This is a genomic window from Flavobacterium psychroterrae, from assembly GCF_018380615.1.
GTDB lineage: Bacteria > Bacteroidota > Bacteroidia > Flavobacteriales > Flavobacteriaceae > Flavobacterium > Flavobacterium psychroterrae.
Window position 1 is genome coordinate 33195 of record NZ_JAGYVZ010000015.1, and the last position, 18192, is coordinate 51386.

Below are 18192 nucleotides of genomic sequence, written 5' to 3' on the forward strand. Positions count from 1 at the left end.
ATACATTGTGGTTATTGGGCGTGAGACGCACTGCTGTGTGGCTCTACATTAAAATCTTTACGAACAATTGTCATTGTGTGCTAAACCCGACAGGTTTTTAAAACCTGTCGGGTTTAGGACGCAACTCATAACCCATAACTTAATTACTTATTCTTCAACCATTCAAACAAACGATGGGCATCTTCATATTTGAATAATTGCGTTCCTTCGTTCATTGTTGCGGCAGATCCGCAGGCAACTCCCCAGCGAATTACTTCTTTCAGACTTTTGTTTTGCGAAATTGCCCAAACCATTCCACCAACCATACTATCTCCGGCTCCAACGGTACTTTTTTTGGCAACATTTGGCGCAGGAACATATTCATAGTCATCTTTTGTGACCAAAACTGCTCCTTGAGGCCCAAGAGAAACTACTACAATTTCGGCTCCGCCATGGGCAATTATTTTTTTAGCAGCTTCATTCACTTCTTCCATTTCCAGGCGCTCAACTCCAACTAATTTTGCTAATTCGCCTACATTTGGTTTTATCAGATAAGCCCCGGTTTCTAAAACTTTCTGTAAAGCTTCACCGGAAGTGTCTACAATTAATTTGGAATTAGATTTTTTGGCAATTTCTGCTACTTTTTGATAAAAATCAGATGACAAACCTTCGTTTAAACTTCCGCTTGCTACAAGAAATTTTGGTTTAAGATTTGAAATTGTTTCTAAGATTTTTTCAATTTCCGAATCTGATAAAACATCTCCGGTAAATCCGAAACGATATTGGGAATTTGTGTTATCATCAACTGCAATAAAATTTTCCCTTGTTGCCGTTTCTGTTTCTATGGCTTCAAAATCTACTGTTTCTTTTTTTACCAGATCTTTCAGCATTTCGCCAACCGGTCCGCCTGAAGTAAAGATTGCTAATGAACTTCCGCGTAAGCGTGAAATTGCTTTTGAAACATTTATTCCGCCGCCGCCGGCATCAAATTGCGGATCTTTGCATCTTATTTTTTGTTCAGCAATTAAACCTGAAAAATGGGTGCTTTTATCTACTGAAGGATTTACTGTTAAAGTAACTATATCGAATGTTTTCATAATTTGCTTTTTATATCTCTTAAAGATCGGAAAAAATGTTGTTTCTAAAAATAAAATTCATGACAAAGCAGAGACGCAATGTTGTGTCCTCTGCGTACAAAATTGTAAAAACCTTTTTCATAAGTTAGCGTAATTTTAAACCAGACAGGTTTTATCCGGAGGCTTAGGGACTGTCGAGTTTTGCCGATGCTATACAAAGAAGCCTTTCTTTATACATAAATAAAGCCATCAGAGATAACATCTATTAATTCGATAAAACCTTTGTACCTTTGCACCTTAATAAAATTGGAACATAAAAGAAATGATCGAAGATAAAAATCCGCAACGTACAACTTTAGCGCAATTAGGTGAATTTGGGCTAATTGAACATTTAACTAAAAATTTTGATGTTACTCAGGAATCTACTTTAAAAAGTATAGGCGATGATGCAGCTGTTCTTGATTTTAAAGATAAAAAAGTAGTCGTTTCTACTGATTTATTGATTGAAGGCGTTCATTTTGATTTGGCTTATATGCCATTAAAACATTTAGGATATAAAGCTGTCGTTGTAAATATATCTGACATTTGTGCTATGAATGCCAGACCAACTCAAATAACGGTTTCTGTGGCGGTTTCTAACCGTTTCCCACTTGAAGCATTAGAAGAATTGTTTGAAGGAATTACACACGCTGCAAAAGAATATAAGGTTGATGTTATTGGTGGAGATACAACCTCATCACAAAAAGGATTAATTATAAGCATTACTGCAATTGGAGAAGCTGATGCAGAGGAAATCGTTTATAGAAACGGTGCTAAACAAACTGATTTACTGGTTGTAACAGGTGATATTGGTGCTGCATATATGGGATTACAGGTTTTAGAACGTGAAAAACAGGTTTTTCAGGTCAATCCAAACAGTCAGCCAGATCTTGACATGTACAGTTATTTAATCGAACGCCAATTAAAACCTGAGGCACGAAAAGATGTTCGTACTTTATTACACGCACTTGAAATTAAACCAACTTCGATGATTGATATCTCTGACGGACTATCCTCTGAAATTATTCATTTGTGCAAACAATCAAAAGTAGGTTGTAATTTATACGAGGACAAACTTCCGTTAGATCCGCAATTTATTTCGACTTGTGAAGAGTTTAATATTGATAGTACAACAGTTGCAATTAATGGCGGTGAAGATTATGAATTGTTATTTACAATTGACATTAATGATTTTGATAAGATAAAAGGAAATCCAAATTTCTCGGTTATTGGTCACATGGCCGACGAAAGCGAAGGAATAAATTTAGTAACACGTGCCAATACTCAGATTCCTTTAAAAGCTCGTGGTTGGGATGCTTTGAGTGAATAAGTTTATTCAAATTTCAATGTAAAAAATTCCAAATTCCAATGCAAATGAAGTATTGGAATTTGGAATTTTATTTTACAAAAGTCCTTTGCTTTTGGCTTCTTTCACTAATTCTTCATCTGAACCTTTCACTTTGAGTAATTCTTTTAAGCTTACTCTTCGTTTTTGGATTGCGTTTAATGATATCGGAATGTACTGTGGCATATCTTCAATAGCGGTTCCTTTTGATAAATGAAATAAAATTTGTTTATCAAATTCATCAATTTCAATTGAATTATGAGGCGATTGATTGAGGATTTTCTGAACGGACTGACTGTAATATTTATCATTTTTCATCACTTTATCAAATGCAAACAGCAATTCATCAAAAGTGAGATCGTTTTTAATAACCAAGCCATTCGGTTTTATGGTTCTTATAATTGTTTTGATTTTTAGTAATTCTGTGTACATCGTTAATAAAATAACTTTGCAGCTTGGCATTTTATTTAGTATTAGTTTAGCCAAATCTTCGCCTGAAAAAATATCTTTTTCCTCATATGCCGGCATACTGATATCTAAAAATGCTACATCAAATTCAGGAGTTTTCTCATCTTGAATTAAGTCATAGCCAGATTTACAATCATGAGCCTGCAGGATTAAAAATTCATATTGATCAGGATTGTAACGTGTTATGGCATTTTTATATCCTTCGATTATAAATGGATGATCATCAACAATTAAAATATTCTTTTTAATCAATTGAGAATCTGGGGCATTTGAGTCAATTATCATGTATTGTGTAGGTTAATTTTCTGATCTATTGGGATTTTGATTACAAGAAATGTGCCTTCTCCTTTTGCAGATTTTAAAGCAACTGTGCCTTTACATTCTGCTGCTCTGTATTGTATGTTGTGCAATCCTATGCCTTTTTTTGTTTTTTGGGGATTAAAGCCAACTCCATCATCAAAAATTGAAACCACTAAATGATCTATTTCACTTTTAAATTCAATTGTAATGGTATTTGCATCTGCATATTTATTACAGTTCTGGAGCGCTTCCTGAACAATTCTGTATAAATTAATTTTAACGGCATTGCTTACCAAATCCCATTTTATATTAGAATCAAAAGTGGTAATTAATTTTGAATCATAGGTATTTTGTTGATCTTCGAATAATTTGTTTAAAATCGCAATAAAATTATTAATTAATTCGGATTTCTCTCTATTTAAATCATGGGAAATTTCACGGATATCCTGTTCAATGTTTTTGAGTTCTGTTAAATACTTTTTTCTTTTTGGCCCTGCATCTGCTTCATCTACCTTATCCAGACTGTCTAAACTAATCCTGACACCAAACATTCTGCCTAAAACGCCATCGTGTAAATCCTGCGCTACTTTTTTCTTTTCTTTAATACGAGTGAGTTCAATATCGTTTTGCTGGGAAATCATCAAATTATAAATGTCCTCGTTTGCAATTTGTTGTTGTTGTTTAAAAAGTAATTCTCTGTTTTTTGCTTGTTGTGTTTTGTAAACATAGAAAAACAAACCTATTAAAGTACAAATACTAAAAATGTAAATTAAAGTTTTATTTTTCTCTTTTAGATTTGAGTTTTGATCTTTTATTTCGCTGGTTTCATATTCTATACGGGAGAATTTTTCACCCATTTTCCTTTCAGCTTTTACTAATTTTTCATTATTCGCTATATATTCCCTTGAATATTTTGGAGCATTCTTAGGATCAACAATAGCAATTTGTTTAAGCGCATCTAAAGTATTACTTACTTTACTGGATGTTCGAGAAAGAATTAAGGCTTGTTTTGAAAATTGAACTGCTTTAAAAGTATCATTTTTAAATGCAAAATATTCTGATAAATGGATTTTATTTGATATTATTCCTGATTTTAATCCTAAACTATCTCTAATTCTTAATGACTTGAAAAACAGATCGGGTAATCCATTAGATTCTTTTAATTTAAATTTTGAATAAGCCAGATTATCTAACAGAGTTGCGTATAAAATAGTTCTCTCTTTAAACAAATTTTCTTGCTTTAATCCGTTTTGAAAATATCTTTTTGCTTCATAATATTTCTGCATATTTATATATACAAAACCAATATTATTTAATGAAGCTGCTTTTAACTGCAATTCTAATGGTATAGTTTCATCTTTAAGGATATCCAAAGCTTTATTATGAAATTCTAATGCCTTACTATATTCTTCTCTATCGTTATATAAAACCCCTAGTAGATTGTAACATTCATAAAGTTGATCATTGACATTTTTTTGTCTTTTTAAAATACGCAATGCTTTAAAAACGCCTATTTCACTTTCAAAAAAATCACCTTCATCATATTGGAGACTTGCTTTGTTAAAAAAAGTTTTTGCCAAATTATTTTCATCATCAATTAGCAAATAAATCTTTTCTGCTTTAAAAAAATTAATAAAAGCACTATCTGAAATTCCTTGAGAACTATAATAATCACCTAAATAAGTATACGCTTTTGCTGTACTTACAGAATCTTTATCGCTTATTGATCTTTCTAATATCAATTTTGATATTTCACGATACGATTTCAAATCATTCATATTATAATATCGATTCGCAACTTTAAAGAGATTAACTCTGGCTATCGAATCATTATTCTGATTTACTATAATATCAAATGCTTTTTGATTGTACTTTTGCTTTAAATCGTAAGTTAGATTTATATCATTAGCCAAAGACAAATAGACTGGCAGACTATCTTCTACTGAAATTTCAGTTTTATCTAAATGAGTCTTCTTGGTACACCCAATCAAAACGAGAATTAAAAACAATAATATTTGAGAAGTTTTTTCCAATGTCTGTTTTGAATTTAATCAAAAATACTAAAAGTAAAGACATAAAAAAAAAGCTGCCAAATTTTGGCAGCTTTTTTATTTTATAAAAAATTATTTAATCCATTTTTTTAGTAATACCAGCTGATTGTCTGTCTTGACGAAATCCTTCTGATTGATTAAAATTAATTTGAGACGTATTAGTGTTAACTTGCAAATCAAGTTTTCTTTTTCCAACCGATCCATGTGCAGTATTACCATCATCAATTGGCTGCACCTGATAATTATCTGAAGAAGAATTTGTTTTTGGAGTTTCAAATGAAGTTGCTACTATTACAGTAGAAATTAATGCGAATGTTAAAGCTGCTTTTTTCATGATTGGGGGTATTAAATTTTTGATTTTTGTTTTTGGAGAATCATCGCTTTGTGCGAATCATGGTGTAAAATTAGTTCCAAATTCAAAGAAAATTTATACAAAAAAACAAGTTTATGGTAGATCATGCCCAATTGATAGTCAATGAGCGGTAAATTAATGTAAACACTTAATTATTAGACTTCTAAGTAATTTCCTATAGAAAAATCAGCTATAATTAGATCTACATTTGGTTTATAAGTTTTAGAAAACGGAATCTTTTTTGAAGAGTTTTTTATGTAACAAACTGAGTTTCCGTTATGAATTCTCGCTATGTAATTTTTATTGATAATATAGCTATTATGAATTCGGACAAATGGATGCGATAAAATTGCTTCAAAATGCTTTAATGTTTTAAAAGCAGTTATCATTTCACCAGAATTTAAGAAAATATCTGTTGAGTTATTATCCGCCTGAAAATAACAAATATCATTTGAATTTATGTACCTGTAATCTCCATATGATTTAATACATATAATAAGCGGTTTCTCTACAACTTGTGGCGTTTGTAGAAACGGAAGCAAGGGAGAAATATTTTCGTTTCTTATTTCAACAGAATCGGTTTCTGAAAAAATTTTTTTTAATCTTAAAATTGTCTTTATAAAATCTATGGGCTGAACAGGTTTCAAAAAATAATCAAAAACACTATATTGAATGGACTCAAATGCCAGTTCTTTTGTTGTTGTTGTTATAATTATCTTAGGCAAAATGGGTAAAAATCTATGAAGCTCATTTATAAAACTAAGTGACAATTTACTGGATAAATCCTGAGGATCAATTTCTAAAAAAACAATAGCAGGTTTATGTTCTAAAACCAAATTCAATCCTTGTTCATAATTCATAGCCGATGCTGCAAAAGTTAAATCTGAAAAACCTTCTGCCATTGTTTTGGTTTCAAAAATACTTTCAGCATTATCGTCAATGATAATATACGAATACTTTTTCAATATTGCTTTCGATTGATTTTTCGTGAACACCTGACAACTATTCGATTAAGTTTGATCAATACTCGTGAAAAAAAATTATTTTTTGCGTTTTATCCCTTCATTAAAATTACGAATTTCACTTATTTAAACATTTCATTGTTAACACATTATAACCAAATGTTAAAATATAAAGATGAAGTGCAAATATCATCGACAAAATACACATTTATAATTAAAAAAAAACCCAAATTCCGATATGGAATTTGGGTTTTATATAAAATAGTTTAAAAAATTTACATTTTCATCAACCAGTTTTTCATAGAAACTTCGTTTTCAATAATATCTTTTAATTCAGAAATCTTGACGCGATCCTGTTTCATTGTATCTCTATGACGAATTGTTACGGTTTGATCTTCGATTGTCTGGTGATCGACTGTAATACAAAATGGCGTACCAAGAGCATCTTGTCTTCTGTAACGACGTCCTACAGCATCTTTTTCATCATACGCTACGCTGAAATCCCATTTTAAATCATCGATGATTTTTTTAGCGATATCCGGCAATCCGTCTTTTTTAACTAATGGTAAAATAGCGGCTTTTGTTGGTGCTAAAACTGATGGTAATTTTAAAACTGTTCTTGTTGAACCATCCTCAAGAGTTTCTTCTTTTAATGAAGTGGCAAAAACAGCCAGGAACATACGATCTAATCCCACTGAAGTTTCAACTACATATGGCACGTAATTTTCATTTAGTTCCGGATCAAAATATTGTAGTTTTCTACCTGAGAATTTTTCGTGTGCTTTTAAGTCAAAATCGGTACGAGAGTGAATTCCTTCTAATTCCTTGAAACCAAATGGGAAATTAAACTCGATATCAGCAGCAGCATTTGCGTAGTGTGCTAATTTTTCGTGATCGTGAAAACGGTAATTCTCTTTTCCTAAACCTAAAGATAAATGCCATTTTAAACGGGTTTCTTTCCAGTATTCATAAGATTGCATTTCTTCGCCCGGACGAACGAAAAACTGCATTTCCATTTGTTCAAACTCACGCATACGGAAAATAAATTGTCTTGCAACAATTTCATTTCTAAATGCTTTACCCGTTTGAGCAATTCCGAATGGAACTTTCATACGACCTGATTTTTGAACGTTCAGGAAATTCACAAAAATACCCTGAGCCGTTTCCGGACGCAAATATAGATCCATTGCAGTATCTGCAGAAGCTCCTAATTTAGTTCCGAACATTAAATTAAACTGACGTACTTCTGTCCAGTTTCTTGAACCGGTTTCAGGATCCGCAATTTCTAATTCTTCGATTAAAGCTTTTACATCTTCTAAATCTCCATTTCCTAAAGAACGTCCTAAACGCTCTCTAATTTCTGTTTCTTTAGCTAAATATTCAATTACTCTGGAATTTGTGGTTACAAATTCCTCTTCGTTGAATGCATCTCCAAAACGGGCTTTTGCTTTTTCAATTTCTTTTTTAGCTTTTAGATTTAACTTTTCAGCATAATCTTCTACTAAAACATCGGCTCTATATCTTTTCTTTGAATCTTTATTATCAATTAACGGATCATTGAAAGCATCAACGTGGCCTGAAGCTTTCCAAGTTGTTGGATGCATTAATATTGCAGCGTCAAGGCCTACAATATTCTCGTTCATCTGAACCATTGATTTCCACCAATATTCACGGATATTCTTTTTTAATTCGACACCATTTTGTGCATAATCATACACTGCACTCAATCCATCGTATACTTCGCTTGACGGAAAAATATATCCGTACTCTTTTGCGTGCGAAACCACATTCTTTAATAAATCTTCTTGTTTTGCCATAGTGATGCAAAAATATAAAAAGTCCGATTAAAAAAAAGAAAAATAACAAAGATTGAAGGATTGATTTTGTTATTTTTGTAACTAAATTCTTTCTATTTGTGTTTAATTATATTATTAACCTGTTTTTCCCTAAAGTTTGTGCGGGCTGTCATACTATTTTGATTACTGCCGAAACTGTTTTATGTACTAATTGCCGACATGAAATACCGATGACACAATATCATTTAGATCCAAAAAACGAAGCTGTCAAAAAATTTTATGGCAAAATTGCTATTGAACATGCATCGGCACTTTTATATTTTACTAAAAAAGGCATCGTTCAGGAACTCATTCACAACCTGAAATACAAAGGTCACGAAGAAATTGGTACCGTTTTAGGAAATTGGTATGTTGAGGATTTAAAGGAATTGGTTTTAGAAACTCCATTTGATGTTGTAATTCCTGTGCCTTTACATCCTAAAAAGTTCAAGGAACGCGGTTATAATCAGGTTACGACTTTTGGTTTGGCTGTCGCCGAAGGCTTGAATATTAGCTATAATACGAGTATTTTGTATCGAAAGAAATATTCTAAAACGCAATCAAAAAAGAATCTTGCAGGAAGATCGGACAATATCGAAGATATATTTGATGTCACTTTTACAGAAGGAAATCAGAACAAACACTTTTTGATTGTAGACGATGTTTTAACAACCGGTGCTACTCTTGAAGCTTGTTCACGTGCTTTATTAAAAATTCCCGGGGCTAAAATTAGTATTGTTTGTATGGCAATGGCGAATTCTTAAAAAGAAATTTCAATATTTAAATTCCAAATTCCAAATTGATCTTTCAGATTTGGAATTTGGAATTTAAAAAAATTGATATTTAATTCACAATTATTTTCTTCACGGTTCTGCGATCACCATCGATAATGGTAACAAAATACATTCCTGATGAAACATCTGAAAGCTGAATGTTTTGATTAAAGTAAGATGTGATATTATAAGAATTAGAATAAATCTGTTTTCCTAAAATATCATGAACAAAAACCTGAACTCTGTTTATAGAATCGCTTGAAAATTGAATTGTAAAGTTTCCTTTATTTGGATTAGGATACAGCACTAACTCTACATTACTTAAATCAGGCGTTCCTAAGGTAAAAGTCTGATTGCAAATATTAACAGATGCCGAGTTTATGGTTCCTCCGTTACCGGAAACTGCATCACGAACTCTAAATGTCCATGTTCCCTGAGGATTTTCACCATTAAAAGCACTTAATGCTTCAAGTGGAACAACAATTTGACTTGTTGTTTTTGAACAATCTAACGGAACTCCTGAATCATCAAACTGAAGTGCAAGTGTAGATTTTATGTTTCCGCAACTTCTATTGTAAACGTTCACAATTGTTCCTTTTGGACTTACCATTTGAATTTCAAGATCCGAAAGCCTGTCGTGTGTAACATTTACTAAAACATCAACATCAGAAACTGATCCGGTTGAAGCTGGAACATTTACGGTTCTGGTGGCAAAAGTGGTTTGAAAAGGAATTGCAAAACTATTGCCGAAACTATAAGAATCACAAGTTGTTGTAGCGGTATAACCTACTGCAAAAGGTTCGCTGTTTATGGCATAATAAATATTTGCTGTTGGAGCTACCATAAGCCTGCAATTCGTTGATGCTTGTACACTTGTAGGAATCTGAACTGTTTCAGAACCGTCATTTGCTGTGTTTGAAACTAGTGTTATCGGGAATGTTAATCCTCCGTCAGTCGATAATTTAATGTTGACATTTGAAGAACCTTGCAAGGTATTGGTATTATTTACATTCCAGGTAATGGTTTGACTTGATCCAAGTTGCCAGCTAACATCATTTCCACTTTGAGAAGTTACTGTAAATGGTCCCGCAGCTGCCGCCACATTTACAATCATTGCATCTGTACTTGTTTGAGCTGTTCCTTGCGCAGCATTATCTCTTCCTGTTAAAGTAAAATGCAACGTTCTTGCAATAGATGAAACAGATTCCCACGTTGTAGTCAGTTTATTTTCAAGAACCGTACTTAAAGTTGGCATATAACGAACCGGAGAACTTGTAGGAATCAAAGATCGAAACAACGGACCATCAGATTTTGTAGGATATGCAATACTGTTTGATGTTGAAGTTGTTGTTGCACTATCATTTTGTTCCCAAGTATAAGTAACTGTTGCACCTTCAGGATCTGAACCTGTTCCAGTTAAAATAAAAGGTGTACTTATTGGTATTGTATAATCTGATCCGGCATTAATAGTTGGCGGATTATTAGCAATCGCTGTACTAACGGGACAAGTTTTTGAAGCAAGATTATTCTGAATTTGAAAAATGCTGGCAAAAGCAAAATAATCATCAGAATTGTCCTGAACATCATAATCTGTAATTCCTGCATAACCCATAACCGTAGAACCACTTCCAGGCTCAATATTTGTTCCGGTTCCTTCAATACCATATGAAAAAGTATGAGTTGCACCTAATTGATGTCCTATTTCATGTGCTACAAAATCAATGTCAAAAGTGTCTCCTTGCGGTTTTCCATCTGATGGTGAAGTATAAGCACTTCCTTTTGCTGTGATATTTGAGGATGTTGGACTATCGCAAATACATCCTATACATCCTGCATTTCCTCCACCTCCGGAACCTCCAAATAAATGACCAAGATCATAATTTGCCTCTCCAATTACACTTGTTATATTATTTTGCGCTTCTACATTCCAAACCTGAATATCATCACGATCAGGATAATTTGCTGTTCCGTCAGCGGCGTTAGAATACGGATCTGTTGCTGGATTGGTGTAAATAATAGCATCATTAGTAGCAATCAACAATAATTGTACGGCAAGATCACGGTTAAAAACTCCGTTAACTCTGGTCAAAGTTGCATTCATTCCTGCTAATGCTCCGGTTTTTGTTCCGCCAAAAAAAGCAGTATATTCACCTGTGGCCGAAAGTGCTAATCTCAACGTTTTAAAAACTTTATTGCTCGCGGTAGTTTTTGATGTCGAAGGTTTATTTTTATTCGAAAGTAAACCTGTAGTTTTACAAGTTAGACTTCTTGAAGTTGCATCATTTTTAGCAAATACCATATACTGAGTTTTGTCATCTGGACTTTGCTCTATATATTCAGATGGTTTATCAGCACGTAATACCATTGTCTGAAATCCAATTGGTGCTACACTAAAGTGAATTTTGGCCGTTTTATCATCGATTCCGTTTCCTTCGTACGCTCTTATTTCCGGATACTTTGCTTGTAATTCCGGTTCAAAATTAGAGGATTCCCAAACTGTAAATCGTTCTAAAACACCATTAGAATTTGGAATAGTAATTTCCGTACTGCTTTTTGCTGTTTTTGCCGTAGCTGAAAGTTTATTTTTTAAAAAGTCTGTATTAAGCTTATAATAAAGTCTTTCGGGACCAGATGAATTTCCTTTTTTGGTTACAGAATTTGCACTGACTTTTTGCCACAAATCATCATTTTGTGCATGAATCGTTGTAGAACAAAAAATAAAAAATAAAAAAAGTAGATTTTTTTTCATACTTGAAGACTATTAAAGATTCAAAATTAAGTGAATTAAATTAAATTCTTACATATATACGACAATTAATGCTTTTTAGTCGATGAGTTACTTCATTTTCACAAAAAGAAAGTGAATCGCATCAAAATTCAATTGGGCTTACTATTAAATTCAAAATAGATAGTATAAATTTGCACCATCCTAAATTATTTGTTTTGAAGCTTTTTCATTCTATAAACGATTTTCAGTCAACCAAGAAAACGATTTTAACTCTTGGCACCTTTGACGGCGTACATATTGGTCACAAAAAAATTCTTGAACGAATTACTCAAAATACTGAAAACGGAAAATATGAAAGTTTAGTACTTACTTTTTTTCCGCATCCAAGAATGGTTTTACAGGAAAAATCAGAAATTAAACTTTTGAATACCATTTCTGAAAAAACAAAACTTCTGGAAGCAACAGGAATTGAAAATCTTGTGATTCATCCGTTTAACGAAAGTTTCTCCAGATTAACCGCTGAAGAATTTGTACATTCTATTTTAGTGGATCAATTTCATATTCAGAAAATAATTATTGGACACGATCACCGTTTTGGCAGAAACAGAACGGCTAATATTGACGATTTAATTGCTTTTGGCGCTGAATATGGTTTTGAAGTGGAACAGATTTCGGCTGAGGAAATTCAGGATGTATCGGTAAGTTCTACTAAAGTCAGAAAGGCTTTAAACGAAGGAAACATGGATCTTGCCAATGAATATCTGGGTTATTCTTATTTTTTATCAGGCGAAGTTGTAAAAGGAAAACAATTAGGAAGAACTATTGGTTTCCCAACAGCGAATATTAAAATTGAAGAAGAATATAAGCTGATTCCAAAAATTGGTGTGTATGCCGTTAAAGCATTAATTGGCGAAAAAGAAGTTTTCGGAATGATGAATATCGGATTTAATCCAACTGTAAACGGACAAAACCAAACTATTGAAGTGAATTTATTTGACTTTGATGAAGATATTTACGGTCAAAAAATCGAAGTTTCATTATTGCAATATCTTCGCGAAGAGCAAAAATTTGGTTCACTGGATTTACTTAAAGCTCAATTAAATCAGGATAAAAAAGATGCTTTAGCATTTGTGAGTCAATTGTAAAAAACGTATAGTCCCGATGGGACAAAATTGTCATCCATAATTATTTTTTCTACCAATATGCAATCTCTCCGAGATATCATTTTTATGCATTAATATGTGTTTTTGGGAAAACCAAATTATTTTCTACCCACATATAATCTCTCCGAGCTATCTTTTTATCCGTAAAATGCATTTTGGGAAAAAACAAATTATTTCTACCAACATATAATCTCTCCGAGATATTTTTTTTTATTATTTGGAATAAACCACATGCATTTACAATCTTCACAACATACTCCGTCAGGAGTTAAATATTGGTAGAAAATATTGGCAGAAAATTTATATCAGCCATTAACGCAAACAAAATATCCCGTAGGGCAATGTCATTAAGTTAACGGGAAATATATAAAATTACTAAACAGTTTTAATCAAGAAAGTAATTAGAAAAATCCGTTTTTATCAGCGTTTTCGCTTTAGCGAATCAGTAAAATCAGCGTCTAATTTTTGACGCGGATAAAACAGATTTACTTCGTAAAAACGCGGATAAAAACGGATTTGATTTGCAATGATTTTATTTTTTAAAAGCTTAACTTAATGACATTGCCCGCAGGGATTACACTTTTCGATCACAATTTTTAAAAACTTCTGATCTATCATTTATTAAATTCTATGATGGTCATTCTTTTACCCTACTTTTAAATCATCGTAGCTGTTTTTTCTGTAAATTTGATATAGAACTCTGTTTATCAAAGATTTAATATTAACTTCTTTAAAAATAACCACTATGAATTTACCTAAAGAAATTACCAACGGTTTTTTGATTTTCCTCGGAATAGGCATTTATTTTTTATTGATGAGTTTATTAGGGCTTTCTCATTTATTTTACCTGCGAACCCTAAATGTGTTTTTTATCTTTTATGGTGTAAACAGAACAATGCAAATGAACCTGAAGGAGGGTGAAACTAATTTTGTATCTAATGCGGTTTCTGCAATGACAACTTCTGTAGTGGGAGTTTCATTTAGTGTCCTGGGATTATTAATTTACAGTTATGCCAGAGGTGGCGATGCATATGTAGAAACGCTTTCTAAAACTTTTATGTTTGGCGGAGATCCATCTGTACCTACATATTGCATTTGTCTGCTTTTTGAAGGACTTGCCTCATCGGTAATTGTTACTTTAATGATGATGTTGTACTGGAACAACAAATATATAGCCGATTAACTTTTCAGGATAAAAACAAACCATAAACACTCTAAAATCATCAACACAATTCTATGATTTTAGAGTGTTTTTGGGTTTAGAATATCTCTTAAGAAATCATTTACAAAATTCAACGTTTGGTGATTAAAACAATTTAATTACTTTTGATTCACAAAAACAATGTATCAATGAGCATTACAAAACACAACTGGACTAAAGACGAGATAATCGCCATATATAATAAACCTTTGATGGACCTGCTTTATGAAGCAGCAACAATTCATAGAGAGAAGCATGATCCTAACGTTGTTCAGGTATCTACTTTGCTTTCGATCAAAACGGGAGGTTGTCCTGAAGATTGTGGTTATTGCCCGCAAGCTGCGCGTTATAACACAGGAGTTGAAGGAAATGATTTAATGAGTGTAAGTCAGGTTAAGGCTCAGGCTTTGCGTGCAAAATCCAGCGGATCATCGCGGGTGTGTATGGGAGCGGCCTGGAGAAATGTAAAAGATGGTGAAGAATTTGATCAGGTTTTAGAAATGGTTCGTACCATTAATAAACTGGATATGGAGGTTTGCTGTACTTTAGGTATGATTACCGAAAATCAGGCGCAACGTTTAGCAGAAGCCGGTTTATATGCTTACAATCATAATTTAGACACCTCTGAAGAATATTATAAAGATGTAATTTCAACTCGTGGTTTTGAAGATCGTTTGCAGACTATTGAAAATGTTCGTAAAACCAATGTTACGGTTTGCAGCGGAGGAATTATTGGGATGGGAGAAAGTATCGAAGACAGAGCCGGAATGCTTGTAGCACTTTCGACTTTAAATCCTCAACCGGAATCTGTGCCAATTAATGCTTTGGTCGCTGTTGAAGGAACTCCGATGGAAGAAGAAAAACCTGTTGAAATCTGGGAAATGATCCGAATGGTTGCTACAACCAGAATCATAATGCCGGATACACAGGTTCGATTATCTGCCGGAAGAACTAATATGAGCCGCGAAGGTCAGGCAATGTGCTTTTTTGCAGGCGCGAATTCTATTTTTGCAGGTGATAAATTACTTACAACGCCAAATCCTGATGTTCAGGAAGACATGAAAATGTTTGACTTATTAGGATTGATTCCGCAAAAACCATTTGTTAAGGTTTCACAGCCGCAAACAGTAGAAGCTGCGGATTCTCAATTTACTACGCTTGGTGAAAAACCAAGATGGTCAAGACCGGGACATACTATCGAACGAAACCTTGAAGCTTCGATTAAAGCAAAAATTTAATTAAATGAGTTAATATATCTCGACGACTATTTTTAAATTGCTTGTAGCACAGAGCTATAAGCAATTTTTTTATTTTTAAAGAGATGAAGTTACAACAAATCCAAAGGGTAAAAAAGATCTCGAAATCTGATTTTATTTCCCAATATGTAAAAAAGCAAATTCCCGTTGTTATTGAAGAGCTAACCGAAGACTGGCCGGCTTATCATAAATGGAAATTAAACTATATCAAAGAAATCGCCGGCGATACTGTCGTTCCTTTATACGACAACAGACCTGTTAATCATGAAGATGGCTTTAATGAAGCGCATACTAAAATGAAAATGGGCGATTATATTAATTTATTAGAGTCGAAACCTACTAATTACCGCATTTTTCTTTATAATTTAATGAAGGAAGTTCCAACTTTAAAGAATGATTTTTTATGGCCGGATATTGGTTTGAGATTAGTCAAGCAGTTGCCAATGTTGTTTTTTGGCGGTGAAAACTCAAGGGTATTCATGCATTATGATATTGATTATTCGAATATTTTGCATTTCCATTTTCATGGTGAAAAACAATGTATGCTTTTTGCGCCGGATCAATCTAAATATATGTACAAAGTTCCGCATGCTTTGATTTCGAGAGAAGACATTGATTTTGACAATCCCGATTATGTAAAATTCCCTGCTCTTGAAAATGCCGAAGGTTTTATCACAAATCTAAAACATGGCGAAATGTTATATATGCCCGAAGGTTATTGGCATTATATGAAGTATTTAACTCCTGGATTTTCTATGAGTTTGCGTTCTTTCCCTAAAAGTATTGTGAATTTATCTAAAGCGGCTTATAATATTTTTATTATGCGCCATTTCGATATTTTAATGCGAAAAGTAAAAGGTCAGAAATGGATTGATTACAAAAATGAAAAAGCAATGCAGAATACTCATGGAAATCTCGAAAAGACTTTTTTAAGAAAAGTGTCGTAATGCTTTTTATCGTTTATCATAAACGACAGTTTTCCTTGCTATATAAACACGCACGATACACGATAGCGCAGATTTGCAATCCGTGCCCACAAAGAATAGAAAAAAATCTTAGCAAAAAAATTTCAGGTTTAATAATATTAGAACGGGTACGGAAAGAATTTCCGCGCTATCGTTGAGTATATCTGAACGATCGGGTCGCTAAAATAAACCGGGTTATTATACGCAAAACGATAAGGGGAAATTGAAAAAGCTAATTCTGATAAAGCGTCAATAGAATTAAACCTTCCTAAAGCATTATCATATTGGCGGTATTCCATCCCCGTCATGTTTAGCCCTAGTTCTGTTTGTAATTCCATGCCATTAAATTTCTGCAAATAATTTGGCTGTAAATTATCCGTATTATACCCTTGATGCTTAATTCCGAATGGGTAGTACGAGTTCTCTTCTAATATTTCCAATTTATTAGTTGTTGGATTCTTAGCATAACTTACCCTAACATTGCCCAAATGATCTGTATAATTAAACACATAACCAAAAGTATATGTTGCAGGATTTGTACTCGTGTTTCTCACATAACCTTCTGCCGTTGGAAAAAATTGCAAAACATTATTTTTATATTGAAAACCTGTTAAATACTTTGTATTGGTTACAACTCCGTTTTCAGTTACATTTTTTTCTACTTTTTGGTTGGCTGTGTTGTAAAATCTTCATAGATCTTTGCGTTCACAAGCAAGATGCTCGCGCCAGCACGGGCCACACGAAAGGATTCGTGCGGGAGCTGGGGGATATTACTATAAATCATTGATTATCTAAAAATGTTATATGGAATAATTAACCACCAACACATCTGATACATTACCCCTAATTCTGATTTTGCTTAGGAGAAGGACATAATTAACCATCAATACATCTGATTCATTTTCCCTAATCTTTTGAATCAACATTGTATCCATATATTTTTACAACATCATCTTCTTTTACTAATGAAATCGTTTCTACAGCATCTGAATTACTATATTTTACATCATAAATAAATACTCTGTTTTTGGATTTGTGCCTATGACACGATTTGTTTTCCAACTTCTTAATGAATAGTCTTTAAAAACTCCTAGCTTTATGTTTTTGCTAACTAAAAAATCTTTTAAATCTTTCTTATTTGTAATTTTATAAAAAGAATCACTAAATAAGCTCATTGCTTTATCCAAATCATTTTTACTTGAATACATATAAAATGTTCCAATTACAGATTGAGCATTTTCTTTCTCCATTTCCTCATTTTCATAACTGACATTTCCATTAAAATTACAGCTTAATAGTAAATTAAAAAAAATGAAGACGTATATATATCTTTTCATGCTTAATATTATTTATAGACCTTATCATTACATTCATAATTGAATCGAAGAACGGTATCTTTTTTATGTATGCTAAAAATGAGTTCACCTTTCTTTTTAATTATAGTATCACCTTTTTTTAAATATTCTTTATACTGTATCCACCATCTCCCTATATCCTCACATTCGCATTCTTTACCCGTCAACAGATTTTTTCCTTTAGCATTTAAATAAGGTGTGCTAAATGCTGGTAATTTATCAAAAATAATTAAACATTCAGTTTCTCTATTAGAATTTGCACTTTCATCACAATTAGGTTTAAGTACATCGCCGCATGAATAAAAAAATATTAATAATATTGTAAGATAAATTTTCTTCATAAG

At 32.7% G+C, this 18192-nt stretch carries 16 protein-coding genes; 6 read left to right on the top strand and 10 right to left on the bottom strand.

Annotated elements, in window-relative coordinates; translation table 11 throughout:
- Nucleotides 1–143 precede the first annotated feature (143 nt).
- The gene (locus tag KHA90_RS15890; RefSeq protein WP_213302614.1) at nt 144–1076 is read right to left on the bottom strand and encodes a 1-phosphofructokinase family hexose kinase; all 933 of its coding nucleotides are present in this window, start codon (nt 1074–1076) and stop codon (nt 144–146) included.
- A gap of 301 nt (nt 1077–1377) precedes the next feature.
- On the opposite strand from KHA90_RS15890, the gene thiL reads away from it, so the two are divergent.
- Nucleotides 1378–2424, top strand: a complete 1047-nt coding sequence (thiL, locus tag KHA90_RS15895; RefSeq protein WP_213302617.1) for a thiamine-phosphate kinase — start codon at nt 1378–1380, stop codon at nt 2422–2424.
- Nucleotides 2425–2496: 72 nt separating this feature from the next.
- Here thiL and KHA90_RS15900 read toward each other — a convergent pair whose 3' ends face one another.
- The 5 genes from KHA90_RS15900 to KHA90_RS15920 form a co-directional block, all read right to left on the bottom strand.
- Nucleotides 2497–3192, bottom strand: coding sequence for a response regulator (locus tag KHA90_RS15900; protein WP_213302620.1), 696 nt, complete (start codon nt 3190–3192; stop codon nt 2497–2499).
- A complete protein-coding gene (locus tag KHA90_RS15905) occupies nt 3189–5240 on the bottom strand; it encodes a tetratricopeptide repeat-containing sensor histidine kinase (protein WP_213302623.1) in 2052 nt (683 codons plus the stop codon). Before KHA90_RS15905 ends, KHA90_RS15900 begins: the two co-directional genes overlap by 4 nt.
- Before the next feature lie 94 nt (nt 5241–5334).
- Entirely contained in the window at nt 5335–5592 is a 258-nt protein-coding gene (locus tag KHA90_RS15910; protein WP_213302626.1) for a hypothetical protein, read from the bottom strand.
- A gap of 173 nt (nt 5593–5765) precedes the next feature.
- Entirely contained in the window at nt 5766–6575 is an 810-nt protein-coding gene (locus KHA90_RS15915; RefSeq protein WP_213302629.1) for a LytR/AlgR family response regulator transcription factor, read from the bottom strand.
- 272 nt (nt 6576–6847) lie between these two features.
- Nucleotides 6848–8389, bottom strand: a complete 1542-nt coding sequence (locus KHA90_RS15920) for a glycine--tRNA ligase (protein ID WP_213302632.1) — start codon at nt 8387–8389, stop codon at nt 6848–6850.
- A gap of 98 nt (nt 8390–8487) precedes the next feature.
- On the opposite strand from KHA90_RS15920, the gene KHA90_RS15925 reads away from it, so the two are divergent.
- Entirely contained in the window at nt 8488–9171 is a 684-nt protein-coding gene (locus tag KHA90_RS15925) for a ComF family protein (protein ID WP_213302635.1), read from the top strand.
- 79 nt (nt 9172–9250) lie between these two features.
- On the opposite strand, the gene KHA90_RS15930 is transcribed toward KHA90_RS15925, so the two are convergent.
- On the bottom strand, nt 9251–11929 hold the full coding sequence (locus tag KHA90_RS15930; protein WP_213302649.1) for a zinc-dependent metalloprotease: 2679 nt from the start codon (nt 11927–11929) through the stop codon (nt 9251–9253).
- Between the two features lie 194 nt (nt 11930–12123).
- Between KHA90_RS15930 and KHA90_RS15935 the strand changes: the two genes are divergently transcribed.
- The 4 genes from KHA90_RS15935 to KHA90_RS15950 all read left to right on the top strand — a co-directional run bounded on the left by KHA90_RS15935 (nt 12124) and on the right by KHA90_RS15950 (nt 16475).
- A complete protein-coding gene (locus KHA90_RS15935; RefSeq protein WP_213302652.1) occupies nt 12124–13053 on the top strand; it encodes a bifunctional riboflavin kinase/FAD synthetase in 930 nt (309 codons plus the stop codon).
- Nucleotides 13054–13816: 763 nt separating this feature from the next.
- The gene (locus KHA90_RS15940) at nt 13817–14254 is read left to right on the top strand and encodes a hypothetical protein (protein WP_213302656.1); all 438 of its coding nucleotides are present in this window, start codon (nt 13817–13819) and stop codon (nt 14252–14254) included.
- Nucleotides 14255–14421: 167 nt separating this feature from the next.
- Nucleotides 14422–15510, top strand: coding sequence for a biotin synthase BioB (gene bioB / locus KHA90_RS15945; protein ID WP_213302659.1), 1089 nt, complete (start codon nt 14422–14424; stop codon nt 15508–15510).
- Between the two features lie 83 nt (nt 15511–15593).
- Entirely contained in the window at nt 15594–16475 is an 882-nt protein-coding gene (locus KHA90_RS15950) for a cupin-like domain-containing protein (RefSeq protein ID WP_213302662.1), read from the top strand.
- A gap of 137 nt (nt 16476–16612) precedes the next feature.
- Here KHA90_RS15950 and KHA90_RS15955 read toward each other — a convergent pair whose 3' ends face one another.
- From KHA90_RS15955 to KHA90_RS15965, 3 genes are all read right to left on the bottom strand, one after another.
- Nucleotides 16613–17077, bottom strand: coding sequence for an RHS repeat domain-containing protein (locus KHA90_RS15955; protein WP_213302666.1), 465 nt, complete (start codon nt 17075–17077; stop codon nt 16613–16615).
- 417 nt (nt 17078–17494) lie between these two features.
- On the bottom strand, nt 17495–17743 hold the full coding sequence (locus tag KHA90_RS15960) for a hypothetical protein (protein ID WP_213302669.1): 249 nt from the start codon (nt 17741–17743) through the stop codon (nt 17495–17497).
- Nucleotides 17744–17838: 95 nt separating this feature from the next.
- The gene (locus KHA90_RS15965) at nt 17839–18189 is read right to left on the bottom strand and encodes a hypothetical protein (protein ID WP_213302672.1); all 351 of its coding nucleotides are present in this window, start codon (nt 18187–18189) and stop codon (nt 17839–17841) included.
- Nucleotides 18190–18192: the final 3 nt, after the last annotated feature.

Bases quoted from the DNA above. Each gene is read 5' to 3' on its own strand.
- KHA90_RS15940 (WP_213302656.1), top strand. From the start codon at position 13,817: ATGAATTTACCTAAAGAAATTACCAACGGTTTTTTGATTTTCCTCGGA.
- bioB (WP_213302659.1), top strand. From the start codon at position 14,422: ATGAGCATTACAAAACACAACTGGACTAAAGACGAGATAATCGCCATA.
- KHA90_RS15960 (WP_213302669.1), bottom strand. From the start codon at position 17,743: ATGGAGAAAGAAAATGCTCAATCTGTAATTGGAACATTTTATATGTAT.
- KHA90_RS15950 (WP_213302662.1), top strand. From the start codon at position 15,594: ATGAAGTTACAACAAATCCAAAGGGTAAAAAAGATCTCGAAATCTGAT.
- KHA90_RS15910 (WP_213302626.1), bottom strand. From the start codon at position 5,592: ATGAAAAAAGCAGCTTTAACATTCGCATTAATTTCTACTGTAATAGTA.
- KHA90_RS15930 (WP_213302649.1), bottom strand. From the start codon at position 11,929: ATGAAAAAAAATCTACTTTTTTTATTTTTTATTTTTTGTTCTACAACG.
- thiL (WP_213302617.1), top strand. From the start codon at position 1,378: ATGATCGAAGATAAAAATCCGCAACGTACAACTTTAGCGCAATTAGGT.
- KHA90_RS15900 (WP_213302620.1), bottom strand. From the start codon at position 3,192: ATGATAATTGACTCAAATGCCCCAGATTCTCAATTGATTAAAAAGAAT.
- KHA90_RS15920 (WP_213302632.1), bottom strand. From the start codon at position 8,389: ATGGCAAAACAAGAAGATTTATTAAAGAATGTGGTTTCGCACGCAAAA.
- KHA90_RS15965 (WP_213302672.1), bottom strand. From the start codon at position 18,189: ATGAAGAAAATTTATCTTACAATATTATTAATATTTTTTTATTCATGC.
- KHA90_RS15890 (WP_213302614.1), bottom strand. From the start codon at position 1,076: ATGAAAACATTCGATATAGTTACTTTAACAGTAAATCCTTCAGTAGAT.